20 protein-coding genes are annotated in these 21,367 nt (G+C 40.4%); 1 reads left to right on the plus strand and 19 read right to left on the minus strand.

Annotated elements, in window-relative coordinates:
- Positions 1-6: 6 nt before the first annotated feature.
- From L3V42_RS05695 to gpr, 19 genes are all read right to left on the minus strand, one after another.
- On the minus strand, positions 7-972 hold the full coding sequence (locus tag L3V42_RS05695; RefSeq protein ID WP_235760939.1) for a PhoH family protein: 966 nt from the start codon (positions 970-972) through the stop codon (positions 7-9).
- Between the two features lie 2 nt (positions 973-974).
- A complete protein-coding gene (gene yqfD, locus L3V42_RS05700; protein ID WP_235760940.1) occupies positions 975-2,204 on the minus strand; it encodes a sporulation protein YqfD in 1,230 nt (409 codons plus the stop codon).
- A gap of 139 nt (positions 2,205-2,343) precedes the next feature.
- The gene (yqfC, locus tag L3V42_RS05705) at positions 2,344-2,625 is read right to left on the minus strand and encodes a sporulation protein YqfC (protein WP_235760941.1); all 282 of its coding nucleotides are present in this window, start codon (positions 2,623-2,625) and stop codon (positions 2,344-2,346) included.
- Between the two features lie 241 nt (positions 2,626-2,866).
- Positions 2,867-3,430 (minus strand): YqfB family membrane protein, encoded by a 564-nt coding sequence (locus tag L3V42_RS05710; protein ID WP_238471521.1) that lies wholly within the window; start codon positions 3,428-3,430, stop codon positions 2,867-2,869.
- 33 nt (positions 3,431-3,463) lie between these two features.
- Complete coding sequence (gene floA, locus L3V42_RS05715; protein ID WP_235760943.1) at positions 3,464-4,450, minus strand: flotillin-like protein FloA; 987 nt, start codon at positions 4,448-4,450, stop codon at positions 3,464-3,466.
- A 23-nt stretch (positions 4,451-4,473) separates the two neighbouring features.
- Positions 4,474-5,805, minus strand: a complete 1,332-nt coding sequence (locus L3V42_RS05720; protein ID WP_235760944.1) for an NfeD family protein — start codon at positions 5,803-5,805, stop codon at positions 4,474-4,476.
- 376 nt (positions 5,806-6,181) lie between these two features.
- Positions 6,182-6,628 carry a GatB/YqeY domain-containing protein gene (locus L3V42_RS05725; protein WP_235760945.1) on the minus strand — a complete coding sequence of 149 codons (447 nt, stop codon included), beginning with the start codon at positions 6,626-6,628 and terminating at the stop codon, positions 6,182-6,184.
- A gap of 19 nt (positions 6,629-6,647) precedes the next feature.
- Complete coding sequence (rpsU, locus tag L3V42_RS05730) at positions 6,648-6,824, minus strand: 30S ribosomal protein S21 (protein WP_235760946.1); 177 nt, start codon at positions 6,822-6,824, stop codon at positions 6,648-6,650.
- A gap of 163 nt (positions 6,825-6,987) precedes the next feature.
- The gene (locus tag L3V42_RS05735) at positions 6,988-7,752 is read right to left on the minus strand and encodes a 16S rRNA (uracil(1498)-N(3))-methyltransferase (protein WP_238471522.1); all 765 of its coding nucleotides are present in this window, start codon (positions 7,750-7,752) and stop codon (positions 6,988-6,990) included.
- A 25-nt stretch (positions 7,753-7,777) separates the two neighbouring features.
- Positions 7,778-8,716 (minus strand): 50S ribosomal protein L11 methyltransferase, encoded by a 939-nt coding sequence (prmA, locus tag L3V42_RS05740; protein WP_235760948.1) that lies wholly within the window; start codon positions 8,714-8,716, stop codon positions 7,778-7,780.
- Between the two features lie 65 nt (positions 8,717-8,781).
- Positions 8,782-9,906 carry a molecular chaperone DnaJ gene (gene dnaJ, locus L3V42_RS05745; RefSeq protein WP_235760949.1) on the minus strand — a complete coding sequence of 375 codons (1,125 nt, stop codon included), beginning with the start codon at positions 9,904-9,906 and terminating at the stop codon, positions 8,782-8,784.
- A 721-nt stretch (positions 9,907-10,627) separates the two neighbouring features.
- A complete protein-coding gene (dnaK, locus tag L3V42_RS05750; RefSeq protein ID WP_238471523.1) occupies positions 10,628-12,463 on the minus strand; it encodes a molecular chaperone DnaK in 1,836 nt (611 codons plus the stop codon).
- Positions 12,464-12,492: 29 nt separating this feature from the next.
- Entirely contained in the window at positions 12,493-13,050 is a 558-nt protein-coding gene (gene grpE / locus L3V42_RS05755; protein WP_310739759.1) for a nucleotide exchange factor GrpE, read from the minus strand.
- A gap of 101 nt (positions 13,051-13,151) precedes the next feature.
- Positions 13,152-14,183 carry a heat-inducible transcriptional repressor HrcA gene (hrcA, locus tag L3V42_RS05760; RefSeq protein WP_238471531.1) on the minus strand — a complete coding sequence of 344 codons (1,032 nt, stop codon included), beginning with the start codon at positions 14,181-14,183 and terminating at the stop codon, positions 13,152-13,154.
- 102 nt (positions 14,184-14,285) lie between these two features.
- Positions 14,286-15,461 carry a radical SAM family heme chaperone HemW gene (hemW, locus tag L3V42_RS05765; RefSeq protein WP_238471524.1) on the minus strand — a complete coding sequence of 392 codons (1,176 nt, stop codon included), beginning with the start codon at positions 15,459-15,461 and terminating at the stop codon, positions 14,286-14,288.
- A gap of 84 nt (positions 15,462-15,545) precedes the next feature.
- Positions 15,546-17,354: a translation elongation factor 4 gene (gene lepA, locus L3V42_RS05770; RefSeq protein ID WP_235760952.1), complete on the minus strand. Its 1,809-nt coding sequence runs from the start codon at positions 17,352-17,354 to the stop codon at positions 15,546-15,548.
- A gap of 228 nt (positions 17,355-17,582) precedes the next feature.
- Positions 17,583-17,903 carry a hypothetical protein gene (locus tag L3V42_RS05775; protein ID WP_235760953.1) on the minus strand — a complete coding sequence of 107 codons (321 nt, stop codon included), beginning with the start codon at positions 17,901-17,903 and terminating at the stop codon, positions 17,583-17,585.
- Positions 17,904-17,917: 14 nt separating this feature from the next.
- Positions 17,918-19,075, minus strand: coding sequence for a stage II sporulation protein P (gene spoIIP, locus L3V42_RS05780; RefSeq protein WP_238471525.1), 1,158 nt, complete (start codon positions 19,073-19,075; stop codon positions 17,918-17,920).
- Positions 19,076-19,744: 669 nt separating this feature from the next.
- Positions 19,745-20,836 carry a GPR endopeptidase gene (gene gpr / locus L3V42_RS05785; RefSeq protein WP_235760955.1) on the minus strand — a complete coding sequence of 364 codons (1,092 nt, stop codon included), beginning with the start codon at positions 20,834-20,836 and terminating at the stop codon, positions 19,745-19,747.
- A 216-nt stretch (positions 20,837-21,052) separates the two neighbouring features.
- On the opposite strand from gpr, the gene rpsT reads away from it, so the two are divergent.
- On the plus strand, positions 21,053-21,319 hold the full coding sequence (gene rpsT / locus L3V42_RS05790; protein WP_235760956.1) for a 30S ribosomal protein S20: 267 nt from the start codon (positions 21,053-21,055) through the stop codon (positions 21,317-21,319).
- Positions 21,320-21,367 lie beyond the last annotated feature (48 nt).

Consider the following 21,367-nt stretch of genomic DNA (forward strand, 5'->3'; position numbering starts at 1 on the left):
GTCTTACTAATTGGCATCGTTATTTTCATATGCATGTATAATCCGCTGAACAAGTGGATGACGAACAACGTCGGACTCTTTCAGATATACAAAGGAAATGCCTTCAACGTTTTTCAGGATTTGTTCTGCAATCCGAAGCCCTGAATGCACTCCTTTAGGTAAATCAATCTGTGTAATGTCACCTGTGATCACCATTTTCGACCCGAATCCAAGGCGGGTTAAAAACATTTTCATTTGGGCAGGTGTTGTATTCTGCGCTTCATCCAAAATAACAAAAGCATCATCTAGTGTTCTTCCACGCATATAAGCAAGCGGGGCAATTTCAATTACTTCTCTCTCAATTAATCTTGCCGTATGTTCGACACCTAAAACGTCGTGCAAAGCATCATAAAGCGGCCGTAAATAAGGGTCGACCTTCTCTTTTAAATCTCCCGGGAGAAATCCGAGACTCTCCCCCGCTTCAACTGCTGGCCTTGTTAAAATAATCTTTTTCACAAGCCCTTTTTTAAGTGCATCGACTGCCATGACAACAGCTAAATACGTCTTACCAGTACCCGCAGGGCCAAAGCCGAATACTAAATCTGTTGCCCGAATCCGGTCAGCATAAACTTTTTGTCCAAGTGTTTTAACTCGGATAGATTTTCCCTTTACATTCTTTGTAATTTCATCTTCAAATAAAGCTTCAAATTGATTGATTGTTCCTTCTCTCGCCATTTCTACCGCATAGACGATATCTCTTTCCGAAAACGTAATTCCCCTTTTAATTAAAGAAAGCAGGGAAAATAGCACTTTTTCCAATACTTCAACCGCTTCCACACTTCCTGAAGCTTGTACCTTCTCTCCGCGGGAAACAATCCGGATATCCAGAAGAGACTCCAGCTGTTTTAAATACTTATCATGGTTACCGAATAAAGCTAAAGCCTCGGTTGGATCTTGCAATTGTAAATCAATATCGGTTAAATTTCCTGTCATACTTAATCTCCTTGGTTTATCGGTTGTCGAGCAGCGATATTTTCTTCTACTGTGATGTATAAGCTTAAGTTTACTTTACCATGCTCCGTAGTTTCATGCAAAACTTTTTCCGTGATAATTTGGGCATCATTCCCAAGTCTCCTTAGTAAATCATTTTTCACTTGGCGTATTCCCGCTTGGATTGCTTCTTCCTGCGACCTTTCATGATACTTAGGACTGGTTTCTTGCCTCTTTTCCGTTAAAAAGTAAATGGAGGGTTGCCAGCCAAAAATGTTCACCTGATGTTCATCCGTTTCCACCAGTTCATGTTCAAAGCTCTCCGAACGGGTTAGTGGCCAGATCGGGATAGAGAGGGAACCAAATTTAATTCGGTAGGTTTCTTTGGAATTTCCAGTTAATTCATCATGCTCCGCTGTCAGTGGTACGGTCACTTCCGCTCTATACCAGGTGGTTGCAACAACTTCCCCGTCTGCAGCAACCAATTCATATTCTTTCTCTTCATTACCATCCTCACCCTCTTCTCTGTTCGTGTTCAATTTCTCGATTGCTCCAGAAACAAGAATTTCACCCTTCTCTACCACTTCATTTACCGTAACTTGGGCTAGTCCTTTCCGTACATACATTGATTGAATAACACCGCTTTTATCCGCTATTAAATGTCTTGGAGCGGCTGGCTCGTCCTTTTCAATAATGAGCTTCTCCACTCCTTCCAAATAAAAACTTGTCCCTTTTTTATCGACACCAACCCAAAGCAATTCCGGAACATCTTCAAGTAACAGTTGTTGGATTTGATTGGGAGATTCAAGCGTAAATGATAATGCCCCCGGATAGACGCCATAACTTGTTAATTGGTCTGTAATTTTCTTTTCCAATTCTTCTGGAACCCCGGTTACTGTTACTTGCCAGACCATATTAGAAAGAATAAAGAATAAGAATAAACTAAGAAAAAGTCCGATAAGCAGTGGTTTCTTCCTGCTGATTCGTTTTTTTAGAAAGGGTATTCCCTGTTTATCCAAGAAACGAATTTTAAATTTGCTTCCGCGGCGAAGTTTGCGAACTTTGTTTACATCCTTAAGTTGGATTCTTGCGGTGCATTGTTCCGTGTGAGGCTTTTTAATTTCCCAAAGCATAATTCCGTTCCTTGCACATTGCTGCAAAAAATTTTCCGGGTTCTTACCGGTGACCTCAATCTCGACAAATCCTGAAATATAGGAGCTTTTTACAGATTTCATATGTCCTCCTTTAACAATTAACTAGGTTAATGAATTTCATAATAGATATTTAACGCTTCACCATCACCATATGCAGTTGGGTTGGTTCGTTCCCAACTACATATGGTGATGGAAAAGCCGACTTTGGTAATTATGAAATTTATTCAGGTATATATTTTATTTCTTCTATTTCACCTTCCAATAAAATTTCTTCCGGAAGCATTTGTTTCAAAACAAAAGAAGTGCCAAGTATTTGTACATATCCGTTTGTTGTTTTTAATTTCAGTTCTGTATCTGAATATGTTTCAAGTCCTTTATGATTTTCAATATACAAATGAAAGTTGCCAATCATCGTCAGACGCGGCAACTCAAGTAAAACATCAGAAGGAAGTGCTAAATAATCAACCATTAAGTTGCGTAACCTCAGATGCCATTTTTTCACGGATACATCCCCCTCTTCTCTATATCTATGAACATTAAAATTGATTAATACCATTAATGAATTTCATAATAGGTATTTAATGCTTCACCATCACCATATTAAATCATTAGAAAACAAGACATTCACCAAATCTTTACGGCAAATGCCTTAGTTAAACTTATGCAATAAGAGAGAACAAATCCTTTCTTATTGCCAAAAAAACCATCAGTACACCGAGTAAATCGATGTGCTGATGGTTTTTTTATTTCCTATATCGTTCCGATGTCACATTCTGATAAGGTTTCAGCGAGCGAGGCCTGCCTAATACTTCAGCCATTATGATTCCATTGATCAGACCTTTATTCCGCAGACTTTTTCGGATATCTTTTTTTAATACTTTTTGTTCTTCAGAGAATTGTTTTAACGTTTGTAACTGTTGTTCATTGAAAAAGTCACCTTCACCAATCACATTCCCGTCTGTAATACTCATATCGGCAGCAGTGTATTTTCTTTGCAATCGCTCCATTTGAGCCTCTTGTGCTTCTTCTATCGATTTAGTAGTGGTGGACGTTACAGTTCCATCTGGTTCTGTATGGGCTGTAACGACCACTTCTTGAGGTCTCGGCTTAGCCTCTGTCCTAGAAGGTGGTGCACTTCGTCTTGGCGTTGACTGTCTTTGCTGCTGACCCTGCTGCGGGCGAGTTGGACGTTGTTGCTGCTGTTTTTTCTGTTGTTCTTTATTGCTTGACAGCATCCCGATAATTCCCGAAATGATCAAAATGACCAGGAACATATTTCCAAATATAAACTCGAAAATAGCGTCCATTATTTCCCTCCTTTATAGGAAGCAAAGAAGTAATTAATTATTGTTATCATCATTGTCTTCTGTCAGTTTACCGATGGTGTCACGCATTTCTGTATCTGCGCCGATATTACGGTAGTTCATATAATCCATTACACCCATATTTCCTGAACGGAGCGCTTCTGCTAGGGCACGTGGAACATCTGCTTCTGCTTCCACAACTTTCGCGCGCATTTCTTGAGTTCTTGCAACCATCTCTTGTTCCAGAGCAACAGCCATTGCACGGCGTTCTTCCGCTTTCGCTTGAGCGATTTTCTTATCGGCTTCCGCTTGGTCAGTTTGTAGCGTCGCACCAATGTTCTTACCGATATCTACATCGGCAATATCAATGGATAGAATTTCAAAAGCTGTTCCTGCATCCAATCCTTTTGCTAGTACGGTATGAGAAATGGAATCAGGATTTTCAAGTACTTGTTCATGTGTAGTAGAACTACCAATTGTACTAATAACCCCTTCACCAACACGGGCAATTACTGTTTCCTCACCAGCACCACCGACTAAGCGGTCAATGTTCGCTCGTACCGTGATACGTGCTAATGCCTTTACTTCAATCCCGTTCATTGCGATACCTGCGATAAACGGAGTCTCAATTACCTTTGGATTAACACTCATTTGTACCGCTTCTAATACATCACGTCCAGCAAGGTCAATTGCTGCCCCTCTTTCAAAAGGAAGTTCGATATTCGCACGATGTGATGCAATAAGAGCATTTACAACGCGATCAACGTTACCACCAGCAAGATAGTGACTTTCCAGCTGATTAATGGAGACATTCAGTCCCGCCTTATGGGCTTTTATGAGCGGATTAATTACCCGGCTCGGCACAACCCGACGTAAACGCATTCCGATAAGTGTGAAGATGCTTACTTTAACTCCTGCCGCAAGTGCACTAATCCACAGTGTCACTGGAATGAACGTGAATAGGATTGCTAGTGCAATAATAATCACGGCAATGATAATAATTGGTAAAATATCAATACCCATAATAATTCCTCCTAATATATTTTTTATTTTTCTATTTCTCGAACAACAACTCGCATACCTTCTACCTTTATAATCTTAATCTTTTTCCCTTTATCGATAAAATTCCCTTCCGAGACGATATCGATATATTCCTCACCAAAAGATCCAGTTCCAGACGGGCGTAAAGGTGTAAGGGCCACTCCCTCCATCCCAATTAGCTCAAGGCGGTTGACACTTGATACATAGCCTAGTTCTGTTGCAGTCTGATCTTTTAAAATAATATGGCGGAATAACCCTTTATCCATTCCAATCCTTCGGTACAGGAATATTGCAGCTATAACTGCAATAATAAATGAAATACTAATGCTAAGAGCCATATGACCAAGATCATACCCTGACATGAATAAAGAACCAAGTACTGCACCGATTCCTAACAAACCGGCAATCCCGCCTGGTAAAAAGAACTCCAGGATAATAAGAATAATACCAACAACTAAAAGAATGATTGCTTCCATCCCCGCAAATCCAGCAACGATATGACCGTAGAAAAATAAAACAAGTGCTACAATCCCCATCGTTCCCGGTATACCAAATCCCGGTGAATAAAGTTCAAGAACAAGCCCAAGACTTGCTACAGAAAGCAGAATCGGGATCACAGTCGGATGCGTTAAAAATCTAGCTATTTCTTCTGCAATTGTCGTTTCCGTTTCAACGATGGTTGCATTTGTCAAATCAAGCTCTGCCAATAACTCTGTCCGGTGATTCACAATTCCTTCTGCATAGCCCACTTCCACTGCGTCATTAGGACCAAGCGTGAGATATTTACCTTCTGGTGCTCCGTATTCAGGTAAATCAATCGAGGGGTCTGCCATCGCAGCAGCATATAACGGATCCCTTCCCTTTGATTCTGCAGCACTTCTCATTGCGGCGAGCCAAGCAGATTGAGCTTTTTCATCTGCAGCATTTCCATCACCGGTAATAACTCCACTGGCCCCCATTGTTGCGTGCGGTCTGAAATAAATATTGTCCGTATTTAAAGCAATATACGAACCTGCAGACAAAGCTTCATTTACGATATATGAAGTGTTCGGAATTTCCAGACCTTGTAACAATTCTGCAATTTGTCCTGCGGAGTCCACTCTTCCACCAGGTGTATTAATTTCAAATATGATATGATCAGCATTTGCTTCAGTAGCCTCACTTGTCGTTCGCTTTAAAAACGCTTCAAGTCCCCGTTCAACCTCGCGTTCAATTGGGATGACATAAACCAGCTCTCCAGTTCCATCACCATGAGTCTTTTCGCTGAAAACTGGAAGAATAATCAGGCTCACCAGAAATGTAATTAATATGTAGTGTAGAATCTTTTTGGCAGGCAATTTTAACACCCCCTTCGTCGTTATCTTACAATACGGATAACAACAATCATACGTTTCACTTTTAACAAAATTTTTCACGAAACATATTGTTTACTACTAAAATACTACCACACATCCTGCTGTTATGAAAAGAATTGTATAAAGTGAAACTTTAGTCAGTGGTTTTTTTCTTCATCCCCTACTGATTGTTAGTTGAATCGGAGTGAAACCGTTCGTTATCTCCCACCTGAACTTTCTCGACATGACCTGAAAATTTGAGGTGGGAGTTTTACGAATGGTTACACCGGGATAAACTAAAAAATGGCCCCTCTCATCCTGATGATGACTGGGACCATTTTAAAGGTACAAAAGACGAGCTAATACTTTAACTAGCCTTTTATTTTAATTTTTCTTCAACAATTTGCTTTACATGAGAGCCGTCCGCTTTACCTTTAATTAAAGGGATCACTTTCCCCATTATTTTCCCAATATCTTTCATGGATGTTGCATTGGCTTCTCGAATTGCTTGCTCTACAATTTTCTCCATTTCCTCTTTAGAAAGTTGCTTCGGCATATACTGCTCTAACACTTCTATTTCAAACTGGACTTTTTCAGCAAGGTCTGTTCGACCCGCAGAAGTAAATTCCTGGAGGGATTCTTTTCTTTGTTTGAGCTCTCTGGACAAAATTGTTAATTCTTCATCTTCTGAAAGATGTTCTTTTCCTAGCTTAATCAATTCATTTTGAATCGAAGCTTTTACCATGCGAACTACATTAAGGGTATCTTTATCTTTCTTCTTCATAGCTTGAATCATCGCTTGATTCAGCTTTTCAAGTAGAGCCATTTTAGTCTGCACCCTCTTTTTAGTATCTACGCTTTCTTGCAGCCTCCGATTTTTTCTTACGTCTTACGCTAGGTTTTTCATAGTGTTCACGCTTGCGATATTCTTGCATTGTACCACTTTTCGATACACTACGTTTGAAGCGGCGAAGAGCATCCTCAAGAGACTCGTTTTTACGTACGCGAGTTGTATTTGACATGCTTGTTTCCCTCCCTCCGAAGCAAAAAGCAAAAATTTCTACATATGAAAATCAAGTCATATGCTCCTTAAATTATAATATAATCGAACTTCCTGGTCAACTTAAAGTTTAGAAAAGACAAGATTTAATAGATTTCTTTTTCTATCATCCACTTATTTCCCGCTTACGTATTCCATCTTAATTCTTCAAAATGATAAGAAATGCTTGATAAAGCATAAAGCGCTGCTGTTTCTGTGCGCAGAATCCTTGGGCCAAAACGAACAGGGTGGAACTCATGCTCTGTAAGTGCTTTGGCTTCACTTTCGGAAAATCCACCTTCTGGACCGATGCAGATGAGGAGACGCATCCCTTCCTTCATATTTTTTAACACGGAGGCAAAAGAGTGAAATTCATCTGTCCGTGCTTCTTCTTCATAGGCAAAGATACAGGCATCATACTGCTTACCAAGTCCAAGCAACTGTTTCAAGGTTACAGACTCTTGAATGGAAGGGATCACTGAACGGTGACTCTGCTCACTCGCTTCTTTGACAATTTTTTCAAACCGCTGCTGTTTTTTCCGCAGTTTCTTTTCATCCCATACAACAATCGAGCGTTCTGCTTTAAAAGGGATGAAGGAAGCTGCACCAAGTTCGGTTCCTTTCTGGAGGATAAGCTCAAATTTATCTCCTTTTGGCAATCCCTGTGCAATCGTGACATTGATCGGCAATTCAACATTTTGCCTGCTCCACTCTATAATCCTTGTTCTTACTTGTTCACTAGATATTTCTTCAATTGCACAAATTGCTGCAGTTCCATTACTGCCAGTGCAAATAATCTTATCACCTGGCTGACTGCGCATGACCCTATGAATATGATGAACGTCCTCACCGATAATTGTCACTGTTTCATCTGTCCATTGTTCATCTTCCAGTATAAAATATCTTTGCATGCCATTCACCTGCTAAACATCAAGATTACTGTCGTTTTCTTGCTATAATAGAAATCCAGTCTTCCAATTCGTTTTGTTCGACAATTTCAAATCCGGCATTCCTTAATTCTTCAAGAACCATATCTTTTTTATCATTAATAATTCCTGAAGTTATGAAATAACCGCCATTTTTTAAATTACTCCAAGCATCCGAAACAAATTTCACAATGATTTCGGCTAATATATTGGAGACAATCAGATCGGCTTCTAAATTTATCCCTTTTAATAAATCATTTTGGTTCACCGTAATCTCACTAGCTAAGTCATTTAATTGAATGTTCGCTTTACTGCTCTTCACTGCAACTTCATCTAAATCAAATGCGTGAATCTTCGCGGCACCTAATTTAGCCGCAGCGATTGTTAAGATACCTGAACCAGAACCGACATCGATAACACTTTCGTTCTGTTTCAAATATTTTTCAAGCGCTTGGATACTTAATATGGTTGTAGGATGAGTACCTGTCCCAAAGGCCATTCCAGGATCCATTTCGATAATCATTTCATTTTCTTTCGCTCTATGGTAGTCTTCCCAAATTGGCTTAATTGTTATATTATCCGTCACTTGTACTGGCTTATAATATTTCTTCCATGCCGTTGCCCAATCTTCTTCATGGACTTCACTGAACGTTATTTCATTTTTCCCAAGATCATGGAAGGCTGCAAGAGCATTGATTTCTTGTCTAATTTTATCAATCGCGTCTTTCAAATGACTGTTTGCAGGTAGATATGTTTTGATCCGCACGCCTTCATCTGGAAAATCTTTCGGATCTAGTTCATAGATTTCTCCAAATTGAGCTTCTCTTGCTTTTACTAAATCAAGTGGGTCTTCTATCACTAATCCGCTTGCCCCTGCTTCTTGCACTACATAGGAAATGGATTCAATTGCTTCGTTCGTTGTATGAATGCAAATTTCTGTCCAGTTCATTTTATCCACTCCTAACCTATTGGACTCGATATGTATAAAGATGTCGCGAAGAATCGCAACATCTATTAATCACCTTTAAAAGCTTTTTTAAAACGCTGAAAAAAATTAGTGTCTTGCTCCTCTGTTGAATCATTACCACCGATTTCATTGAACTCTCTTAAAAGCTCTTTCTGTTTCTCAGTCAATTTCGTTGGTGTTACGATACGTACTTGAATATGCTGGTCTCCTTGTCCACGACCACGAACATTTGTAACACCTTTACCACGTAATCGGAAAGTTTTACCTGTTTGAGTACCAGCAGGGATCTTCAGTTTAATCTTACCATGAACAGTAGGCACTTCAACTTCATCGCCTAATGCCGCTTGTGTGAAGGTTAGCGGAAGTTCACAGAAAATATGATCGCCTTCTCGTTCGAAATAGTCATGTGATTTCACACGAACGACAACATATAAATCTCCTGGAGGCCCACCATTAATACCATCTTCACCTTTACCTGCAACACGGATCTGTTGTCCTTCATCAATCCCAGCAGGTATGGTGATGTGGATTTTACGGCTCTTCTTCACACGACCGTCTCCATGACAAGTTGAACATTTATCGCGGATGATTTTACCTGTGCCGTTACAGTAATGACAAACTCTGCGGTTAACGACTCTGCCAAACGGTGTGTTTTGTTCCTGGTTCAACTGTCCCGAACCATGACAGTGGGAACAGGTTTCAGGCGTTGTCCCTGGCTTAGCACCACTTCCATGACAAGTGTTGCACTCTTCTTCCCGCGGAATGGTTATGTCGAGTTCCTTACCAAAGATAGCTTCTTCAAATTCCAGTGTTACGGTATACTGCAGATCAGCACCTTGCCTTGGGGCATTCGGGTCACGGCTTCTTCCGCCACCACCGAAGAACATATCAAAAATATCACCGAAACCACCAAAGTCTTGAGCATTACCAAATCCGCCAAAACCTTGACCAGTTGCACCAGCATGACCGAACTGATCATATTGTGCCCGTTTCGTGTCATCATTCAATACCTCGTAGGCTTCCTTTGCTTCTTTAAATTTCTCTTCCGCATCCGATTCTTTGTTCACATCCGGATGATACTTTCTTGCCAACTTACGATACGCTTTCTTTATCTCATCTTTTGATGCTCCTTTATCAATACCTAGAACATCATAATAATCTCGCTTACTCAAAGTTTAATCACTCTCCTGCCGAACTTTTACATACGTTCCATCATATCACTTTCCCTAAACGAATGGCAACTTCAGGGCTTAAAATTAAGTTCGCTGTATTTGTCACGCATTAACGGTCTGTAAGCCCCATCTCTAAACAAAAAAAATTCAAAACATGAAGGTGGGGGGAAAAACAGTCCCTAAATCCCCAATTCTGTTCAACTATCTTTCAGTGAGGAAGAGAGCCCCCTGAATGAAGTTTCACTTTATCCTGAAAAAAGTCAAAGTCAAGAGAATCCTGACTTTGACTTTTTTACAAAGGAAACTATAAAATAAAAATAATGTGGATAACTTAGATTTCCAGCTATAGCTTCGTCCGCTCTGCGCCCAGCAACTAGCAGATCTTTTGGTGGGGCGAGCAGTGCGCAGTCCCAAACTTCACACTCCTGCAATCGATAAAGAAGACTTGCCGAGCGGTCTTTGTAAGGCTTAGTCGCCCTTATACCCAAGTAGTGAAAGTTAACATCAACTCACTATCGTCGCCTGAGTTTCCTTTATCTCCCTTCCGGTAAAAAGGAGGTTCGATTAAGTTCGCTTACGTATGGGGCAACATCGAACTACCTCCCATCCTGGGAGGCACAGTTTGTACGTTGCTGCGACTACTGGATGTGCTAGTACAGGCGTTGCGAAGACGATCGCGTACTTAGCCTGTAATGGCGCTTCCGCCTTTGATTGTTAAAGCTTATTTCTTATCTTCTTCGTCGTCTACTTCTTTGTAGTCTGCGTCAACTACGTCGTCATTCCCAGATGCTTCTGCAGTGCCGCCACCTTGGGCTGGCTGTTCCTGTTGCATTTGTTCATATAATTTAACAGAAAGCTGCTGTACATGCTGTTCAAGCGCTTCTTTTTTCGCTTTAATATCTTCCATATCAGTTCCTTCTAAAGCTTTCTTAAGCTCTTCTTTAGCTGACTCTGCTTGAGCTTTATCTTCTTCAGATACTTTATCACCGAGATCCGTGATTGTCTTATCTGTTGTGAAGATAAGTTGATCTGCTTCATTACGAAGATCTACCTCTTCACGGCGTTGTTTGTCTGCTTCAGCATTTTCTTCAGCTTCTCTTACCATCTTATCTACTTCTTCATCGGATAGACCAGAAGAAGACTGGATGGTGATGGATTGCTCTTTATTTGTACCTTTATCTTTTGCACGTACGTTTACAATTCCGTTTGCATCAATATCAAAGGTAACTTCGATTTGCGGAATACCCCGTGGTGCTGGTGGAATATCCGTTAATTGGAAACGGCCAAGTGTTTTGTTATCAGCAGCCATTTCACGCTCACCCTGAAGTACATGGATATCCACAGCTGTCTGATTGTCTGCAGCAGTAGAGAATACTTGAGAGTGGCTTGTTGGGATTGTTGTATTTCTTTCAATAAGCTTCGTTGATACGCCGCCCATTGTTTCAATTCCAAGCGATAATGGTGTAACATCCAGTAATAGTACGTCCTTAACATCACCAGCTAACACTCCACCTTGGATAGCTGCTCCAAGTGCAACTACTTCGTCAGGGTTTACTCCTTTTGAAGGTTCTTTACCGATTTCTTTCTTGATTGCTTCCTGAACTGCAGGAATACGGGTAGAACCGCCGACTAGTAAAACTTTATCGATATCACTTGCAGAGAAACCAGCATCTGCTAATGCTTTACGTGTCGGAACCATTGTACGTTCTACTAAATCAGAAGAAAGTTCTTCAAATTTCGCACGGGATAACGTCATTTCCAAATGTAATGGTCCTGCTTCTCCTGCCGTAATAAACGGTAATGAAATTTGTGTTTGTGAAACTCCAGATAAGTCTTTCTTCGCTTTTTCAGCAGCATCTTTCAAACGCTGTGTAGCCATTTTGTCTTGGGAGAGATCAATCCCGTTTTCTTTACGGAATTCTTCCACCATATAATCAATGACAAGTTGGTCGAAATCGTCTCCACCTAGACGGTTGTCACCTGCCGTGGCAAGTACTTCGAACGTTCCATCCCCGATATCAAGAATCGATACGTCAAATGTACCTCCACCAAGGTCGAATACAAGGATTGTTTGATCTTCATTTTCTTTATCAATTCCATATGCCAACGCTGCTGCTGTAGGCTCATTAATAATACGTTCTACTTCAAGACCAGCGATTCTTCCGGCATCTTTTGTAGCTTGACGTTCAGAGTCATTGAAGTAAGCTGGAACCGTAATTACTGCTTTATCAATTTTTTCTCCAGTATAATCCTCTGCATATGCTTTAATATGCTGTAAGATAATTGCAGATACTTCTTGAGGTGTATAGTCCTTATCTTCAATTTTTACTTTATAGTCTGTACCCATATGGCGCTTAATGGACTGGATTGTATCCGGGTTTGTGATTGCTTGACGTTTTGCAATCTCCCCTACTTGTCTTTCACCATTTTTAAATGAAACGACTGATGGAGTTGTCCGATTTCCTTCTGGGTTCGGGATTACAACTGATTCTCCACCTTCCATTACTGACACACAAGAGTTTGTAGTACCTAAGTCAATACCGATTATTTTACTCATACTTCTCTTTTCCTCCTTGACAAAATCACTTATTTATTAACTTTAACCATAGATGGTCGGATGACACGATCTTTCAACATATACCCTTTTTGTAATTCTTCAACAATGTGGTTTGATTCATGATTTTCATCTTCAACTTGCATCACAGCATGATGCAGGTTCGGATCGAATTCTTTCCCTTCTGTATCAATGACTTCCACACCATTGTTTGTCAGGGCATCTTGCAATTGACGGTAAACCATGGAAATTCCTTCAATCAGATTGCTCGTAGCTTCCGTCTGTTCCACTTGCAGTGCTCGTTCAAAGTTATCAAGCACCGGCAGCAGATCATTTACGAGGTCCTGAGCTTTATATTTCCGCTCAGCTTCCTTTTCCTTTTGCGAACGTCTTTTGAAGTTGTCGTATTCTGCTTGTAATCTAAGTATGCGATCATATAGATCGTCTTTTTCCTTTTGAAGTGCTGCAAGTTCATCTGCATTAACAGTTTTTTCATCTGTAATAACTTCTTGCTCTGCTTCTTCGACAACTTCTGCCTCTTCAGCTTTTACTTCTTCATTTGCTTGTGCTTGCTCTTTATTCTCCGCCACAAGCGACACCTCCACTCACTATATTTCCTGTAAAAAACCAGCAAAAATGGTGGAAGGGAAATTTAGACACAGGTGTCTTCCCCTGCCACACATCGATACTGCTACTCTTTGTCCTTATACCACATATATAAGGTATTTGTCATTTCATTCGACAATCCTTTTAATAAGGAAATAACTTTACGATACTCCATTCGTTTTGGACCGAGCAGTGCAATTGTACCAACCTGCTCTTCTTCATGACGGAGGGATGATGTAATTAAACTGAAGTCTTTAATTGCTTCCACTTCATTTTCATTCCCAATCGTCACTTCGATTCCAGGAGTTGAATCTTTAAGTAGCTTAATGAGCTCCTCTTCCCTATCCATCAATGTATAAAAGGAGCGTACTTTGTCGATATCATTAAATTCAGGCTGCATCAGCATATTCGATGTGCCACTCACATACACCTTCACTGGATAATCCGTTAAAAAGATTGCTTTTAAGTAGCTCAAAGACTTTTCGTAATCATCCAGATAGCGTTTCATAATATCCGCCATTTCAGTATAAAATATATTCTGGAGCTTCACAATCGGAATCCCAACCAGTTTCTGATTAATAATATTGACGAGCTTTTCCAAGTCAGAAGCATTAATTGCTTCTGGCAGTGAAATCATTCGATGTTCGACATGCCCTGTATTTGTAATCAATATCGCAACAGCAGTCTCGGTAGATAATGGCACAATCTGCAATTGCTTTAATTGGGTTTCAAAAATTTCAGGACCGAGAATGATTGCTGTATAACTCGTCAGCTCTGATAAAATCTCAGCCGACATCTGAACAATTTGCTCAAATTCATAGATGCCTTCTTGCACGAGCTTGCTGACGATTCCATGATGCGTATTATGAGATACTGGTTTAATTAAATGGTCGACATAGTAACGATACCCTTTTTCAGATGGAATTCGTCCAGAAGATGAATGCATCTTTTCAAGAAATCCAAGTTCTTCTAAATCCGCCATTTCATTACGGATTGTTGCAGCACTAAAAGGAATGGTTCCTTTTTTAGCTAGCACCCGTGAACCAACAGGATGGGCAGTGTCTATAAAGTCATCAATTATAACCTGCAATAATAATAGTTGCCTTTCAGTCAGCATGATGTTCACCTCTGTTAGCACTCTAACTCCCCGAGTGCTAATTCTATTTATAAACTAACAAATCGACAGGTTTTTGTCAATAAACTTAGCTCTGTGCATTTTTCAAAGCATCTTTGTCTTTATTTCCTCTAATTGAAGGTCATCAAGAATAAATTCTTCAAAAACAAAATTTGCAAGTAGCAAACCCTCATCCGTCAATTTCCAAACACCTTGATTCACGGTGAGTAGACCCTGTTTCATCAATTTATCTAGTTGTTCACTGTATAAGTAGCTTAAGGGAAATTCAAATTTACGCTGGAAAACTCGTTCATCATATCCGCCGATTTTTCGCAGTCCGAGCATTAATTCTTCTTCAATTTCTTCTCTTATTCCGATCTCATCAATTTCAAGAATCGGTCGATCGCCGCTTCCTGCTTTTTCTACATAGATAGGTAAGGGACGAAGGTTAGCAATTCGTTTACCTGGAAAGTATCCAGATGCACCTGCACCAAATCCATAATAATACTCATTATTCCAGTATGTTAAATTATGCCTGCTTTCAAACCCCGGCATTGCAAAATTACTGATCTCGTATTGCTCGATTCCATTTGCCGCCATTGATTCTTTTAAAATTTGATACATCGTTACCTCATCTTCTTCAGGAGGGCGATGCAACTGCCCTTTTTTATGACGTCTGTAAAACACGGTTTGCGGCTCGATTTGCAGCGCGTAAGTAGAATAATGCGGCAGCTGGAAAGCTAGAGCTTCCTTCAATGATCGTTGAAACTGTTCGACCGTTTGATTCGGAAGTGCATAAATCAAATCAAGACTTATATTCGAAAAGTCTTTTTTTGACAGCAGATTTACGGTTTCGTAAACGTCTTGTACTCGGTGGGTCCTGCCTAGTTGCACAAGCATATTATCGTCCATCACCTGCACGCCAAATGAAATCCGGTTTATTCCATACGCTTTTAATATATCTGCCTTCTCTTCGTCAATATCCCCAGGATTTAATTCAATGGTAAATTCCTCGAGTCCCGCTATATCAAACTTCCGGTGCAGCATTTCGAACATCTGGGTTAATTGTTCTTTATTTAATGCGGTCGGTGTTCCTCCACCGATGTAGATGGTACCGAGCGCATTATTATTTCTAGGTAGGTAACTGTCGATTTCTTTTTCAAGCGCATATAAATACTCTGTTGCCCGTTTTTCCGTGTAATAATATTTAACGAAATTGCAGTAATGACACATTTGCTTACAGAACGGAATATGGATATATGCTGATTGTATGCTAGTCATGATGTACCTCTTTTCTTTTGAAGAATCCGGATGAAAAGGAAAAGCCTGAGAGCATTTTGCTTTCAAGCTTTTCATAGAGTCAATCTATTCATCATTCATTTCTAATACTGCCATGAATGCTTCTTGAGGCACTTCCACGGATCCAACCATTTTCATCCGTTTCTTACCTTCTTTCTGCTTCTCTAACAGTTTTCGCTTCCGACTGACGTCTCCACCGTAAAGTTTAGCTGTAACATCTTTCCTGACGGCTTTGATCGTCGAACGGGCAACTATTTTATTTCCGATTGCAGCTTGAACAGGTACCTCAAATTGCTGACGAGGAATTAATTTCTTCAGCTTTTCAACAATTTGTTTCCCGCGTTCATAAGCAAAATCCTTATGAACAATGAAGGATAACGCGTCAATCGTTTCGTGGTTGAGCAGAATATCCATTTTAACAAGCTCGGATTCCTTGTAACCGATAAATTCATAATCAAAAGAAGCATACCCTTTTGTGCTTGATTTCAGCTGATCAAAGAAATCATAAACGATTTCGGATAAGGGTATATGATAAATTACATTCACTCGAATATCATCTAAATAATTCATATTGATGAATTGTCCGCGTTTTCTTTGGGCGATTTCCATTACTGCACCAACGAAATCATTCGGTACCATGATGGTTGCTTCTACGAAAGGTTCGCGAATTGTCTCAATAACTTGCGGGTCTGGCATATCTGCTGGATTATCGACGACAAGCTTATCTCCATTCGTCTTCATGACTTCAAAAATAACACTAGGTGCTGTTGTAATTAAATCGATGCCGAATTCTCTTTCGATCCGCTCTTGGATAATTTCCATATGAAGCAAACCTAAAAATCCGCAACGGAAACCAAATCCTAATGCTTGAGAAGTCTCCGCTTCATATTGCAAGGAAGAATCATTCAACTCCAAACGTTCCAATGCTTCCCGCAGGTCATTATAATTATTGGAATCTACTGGATAGAGTCCACAGAACACCATCGGATTCAGGCGGCGGTAGCCTGGTAATGCTTCCTCTGCCGGACGGTTGACTAAGGTAACCGTGTCACCGACTTGCGTATCTCCAACATTTTTCATCGAAGCGGTAAAATAACCGACATCTCCTACTACTAATTCATTTGTAGAGGTGATCTTCGGTTTAAATACACCGACGTCATTCACTTCGAATTCCTTATCTGTCGAGAACATTTTAATTTTATCTCCAACTTTCATGGAGCCCTCTTTAATACAAACGTAGGCAACAACGCCACGGTAAGGGTCATAAAGCGAGTCAAAAATCAATGCTTTTAACGGATCTTTAGGATTTCCAGCCGGTGGCGGAATAACTTCTGTCACCCGCTCTAAAATGTCTTCAATTCCAATATTCGATTTAGCCGATGCAAGAATGACTTCATCCGGATCAACGCCGAGCACATCTTCCAATTCCTGTTTCACACGTTCCGGGTCCGCATTCGGCAAGTCAATCTTGTTGATGACCGGAATGATCTCCAAATCATTTTCCATAGCAAGATAGACGTTTGCCAATGTTTGTGCTTCGATTCCTTGTGCAGCATCCACGACAAGAATTGCTCCTTCACACGCTGCAAGACTTCGGGATACTTCATATGTGAAATCGACGTGTCCTGGTGTATCGATTAAATGAAAGGTGAAATCCTCACCTTTTTTACTTGTGTATTCAAGCTGAACGGCATTTAATTTGATCGTTATTCCGCGTTCACGCTCCAAGTCCATCCCATCAAGGATTTGTTCTTTCATTTCCCGTTCAGAAATTGCTTTTGTATTTTCTAAAATACGGTCAGCCAAAGTCGACTTCCCGTGGTCGATATGGGCGATGATCGAAAAATTACGTACGTTTCTTTGTTCTTTCACCATTCCTGTTGTTCACTCCTACAACCCGATTTAGCTTGATTGTTTCTTTATCGGATATATAAATTTGGTGATAAATGCTAGCCTTGATTATAGCAATTGATACGGGGATATTCAAGAACAAACGTATGCCATACCTTTTAAACACTTCAAAACTTAAGAGCATGATTATCTTTACTGGAGGTCTTGAGTCCCGATAGCTTGAGAAGGAAGTGTTGCAAAGTAAAACGACAGCTAGTAAAACAATCTTGATACTTGATAGAGAACTTCAACGACTATTTCATAGAAGAAGCTGACGATTGTTTCCAGGGCCGAGGCAGCTTTATAGGCTGGTGTGGAGTCGGTTGGGGTAAGTGTTGTTTCTTCAATGGGGTCATATTCGTTTCCAACACCCACAGTCTGCCGTTCCTCCGTTTCAATAATTGGTTCCTCTTCTGCGACTTTCGCACTCTCCCTCGGCTGATCCTCGTAGGTATTTCTTTCTTGATTGACTCCATATAGCGTACCGCCCAAAAAGAAAACTGCAAATAACAACAGAATTATAATGACACGCATTTCCTTCTCCCCCTTTATTTTCCTTGTACCGCTTCTGCATCCCAGTAATGATCGCTAAAGACGTCAGCTAGTGCTTGAACCGTTCGATATGTTTCTTCCAGCGTATTATCGACTCCGCCCACTTCAAGAAGCAGTAGATTTTCAGACAAATCCTGGTTATACACCCCATTATTAGCTGCTCCACCTTGAGGAATAACACCCCGGCTTAATCCCGGATATTTTTCTTCTAACTTTTTATGGAGACTCTCCGCCAGTTCGAAATTCTTTTGAAAAGAAGGATTATCCTCCCCTATAACGAACATAATGCGAGCATATGGCTCTCCATTTATTTCTTTTGTCGTAACATCACGCGGCATACTGTCCCGGTGGATATCAAAAGCATATTTTAAATCTCCGTACTGGGAAAACGCCTCTGATACAACATCACGTGAAGCTCGGTATGATTGCCAATATTCCCATCCTTTTTCCACTAGCACTTCACCAATAATGTCTGTATCGTCCACCACTGATCCAATACCATTTTTAGCTAATTCTTCTTTCAGTCGTTCAGAAACTTTTGTAATATTTATTTCTCCGTGATGAGCAAGATCCGGGTCCGTTATATCTGGTAAGTGTGGCAAAAAAGCCTCGCGGTTATGCGTATTATAAATAAAAACAGATTCCTGCAAGTCTTCTGTTTCTTTTAGGGCCGGTTCCTTGGCCTCAGTATCTGTTTTATCGTTTTCTTCATAGACCGCTTGTCTATCTTCTAATACATCTTCCAGCGGGAAAGTCGATTCAACCGGCAAGTTCGAATAATCCGTTCCTTCTCCTGCAATAAGAATTTCCCTGTCATATCGTGAAAATCCTGGTAATTCATTACCGAGTAAACTCCTGAAATCGTATGGTTTAATACTTGTCACTAATTGAAATAAGCTCTTGGAAAGTGTATGGAGTTGGTTATGTTCATCGTAATGCAACATGAGGGTTCTATTTTCCATGCCTAATAAATTAAGAAAAACAGAACTGTCGATATCACTTGTCCACCTTGAAATCATATTGGACGATAATCGACTAGATGAAGGTACTGAAGTCATGTAGCCTACCATAACAAAAATAAGAAAAAAACTAGCTGCTAAGGCTATAAGCTTTCTTAATCGTCCAATTGAGCGATTGTTTTTAGAATGAAACATGGTTCTACCCCTCCTGTTTTCCTGTACAATTAACTCTATGACAGAAATCTAGTTGGTAGAACCATGTTTTCTAGTAAGTATAGTAATTATCTCAGTCTCCACACCCTGAAATAACCATGAAGCTGCTATTCGCTTTCATACAGCGTAAGTGTCCGAGACTCACTTCTGGAGGTCCGCAGTCCAGACACCTCTCGCTTTCCGCGGGCGGCTGTTGAGCCTCCTCAGGCTATCGCCTTGCGGGGTCTCAACAAGCCTATCCTCCCGCAGGAGTCTCGAGGTGTCTGGACTGCTACCAGGAAAGGCCAAATAAGGATCACTGTTTAATGTTCCAAGGATATAATTCCTATCGTGACGGAACAATTTCTATTCAGAGAATCATCTAACCAGTTCAGTTGCCCGGTGGACGGTGACTCCTGCGGGAACAGCACGAGCCTGGAGACCCCTTAGTGCTTAGCCCGAGGAGGCTTTAGCAGTGCCTAAGGACGCGCATCCGTCCACCGGGCAACTGAACGGCGATTAGAGAGCGAACCATGAGAACGTGCAAAACACTTACGCTGTATGAAAGCAGCAAGTAGTTTGTATTGTCTAGTTATCTACTTCGCTGACTACGAGAGCTTGGTAAGGGTGAATGGAGTTGTTTCGATTTTTAAAGATGCGGAAGTTGAGTCATTATCTTGTAAAACTCGCAGAATCATTCTCATCAATATTATCGTGTAGCGCATGGTTGATTCCTTCTGCTAATAAATGCGCCATATCGAGCATAAAGCCATCTACTTCTTTCGGCGTTACCATCAAGTTATGACCAATTGGAGTCAGAACTTCGGAGATGAGTTGTCTCTTCTCTTCTTCCGTTAGACCACCTACAATTCCTAACACGGTTTTTCGCTGGTCAGAATCAGGAAGATCATCTTCCGTAAACTCTTTTGCACCGAAAGCAAGCCCACCTGGTGTCAGCGCCTTACTCGGTAAATCTTTTTCCTTCCATTCCCTCCCAAAATGCTTCAACAAAAAATCGATTGTATCACTCGTAATTGTAACTGCATCGACAACGGTTGGTACTCCAATTGCTATAACCGGGATTCCTAGTGTTTTTTGGCTCAATTCCTTTCGTTTATTTCCAACACCCGAGCCAGGATGGATTCCTGAGTCAGACAATTGAATCGTTTCATTTACTCTTTCAATCGAACGGGAAGCAAGTGCATCGATTGCAATGACGAAGTCCGGTTCAAACTTCTCAACAATCCCTTGCACAATATCACTTGTTTCAATTCCCGTTATTCCCATAACACCTGGAGTGACAGAGGCAACTGGGCGGTACCCCTTTGTCACCGTTTCATAATCAAGCCTAAAAAGATGACTCGTAACTAAAACCTTCTCCGCTGTCATTGGTCCAAGCGCATCTGGAGTAACATTCCAGTTCCCGAGGCCAACGATTAAACCTTCTGCATCTTGCGGTACATTGTTCTTCTTAAGCAAATTACGAAGCTCTGTAGCAAGAATATCTGCTGCGGCCTTCTGTCGTCTCGTATCCTGTAATTTTACGCCGTCTGCATAAATTGTGATGTAAGCTCCTTCTTTTTTGCCGATTTGTTTTGCACCAGCCGCATCTATATCCACGTAAGATATCTTAATGCCTTCTTGGGTTCTATCTTTAACAATAACTCCTTGAATTTCGCTTGCTGGTTTTTCTTGTTCAACATACATATCCCTCGCTTCTACAGCTAAGTCTGTTCGAACTTGAAAATTTTTCTTTTCTTCCATAAGGATTCCTCCAGTGATTGCAATTATTTTTCCTGTTGTGCTTAGAATGAACGAAAGAGCTATAATTCATGCACGAAAGATAATATAACAATTCTATTGAAAACTTAAACCTAGTTTGGTAAAATTACTATGTTAATGAAAAAGCGATACGATAAGATGGTTAAATAATAAGAATGCTTTTATTAACCGCCCAATTATTTTCTAGGAGGTGACATCATGGCTAACATTAAATCTGCTATCAAACGTGTACGAACAAATGATAAAAAACGTTCGTTAAACCTAGCAAAAAAATCTGACATGCGCACTGCCATTAAACTGGTGGAGAAGTATGTTGAAGCAAATGATGTAGAAAATGCTAAAGCAGCACTTAGTACAACAATCAAGAAAATTGATAAAGTTGTTCAAAAAGGCATTATTCACAAAAATAACGGGGAGCGTCAAAAAACTCGTTTAATCAAAAAAGTGAGTAATCTAGGTGCATAATAAAAAACGATCCAATTAGTGGATCGTTTTTTTATTTATCCCGGTGTA

The sequence above is a fragment of the Oceanobacillus alkalisoli genome, from assembly GCF_022213125.1.
GTDB lineage: Bacteria > Bacillota > Bacilli > Bacillales > Amphibacillaceae > Oceanobacillus > Oceanobacillus alkalisoli.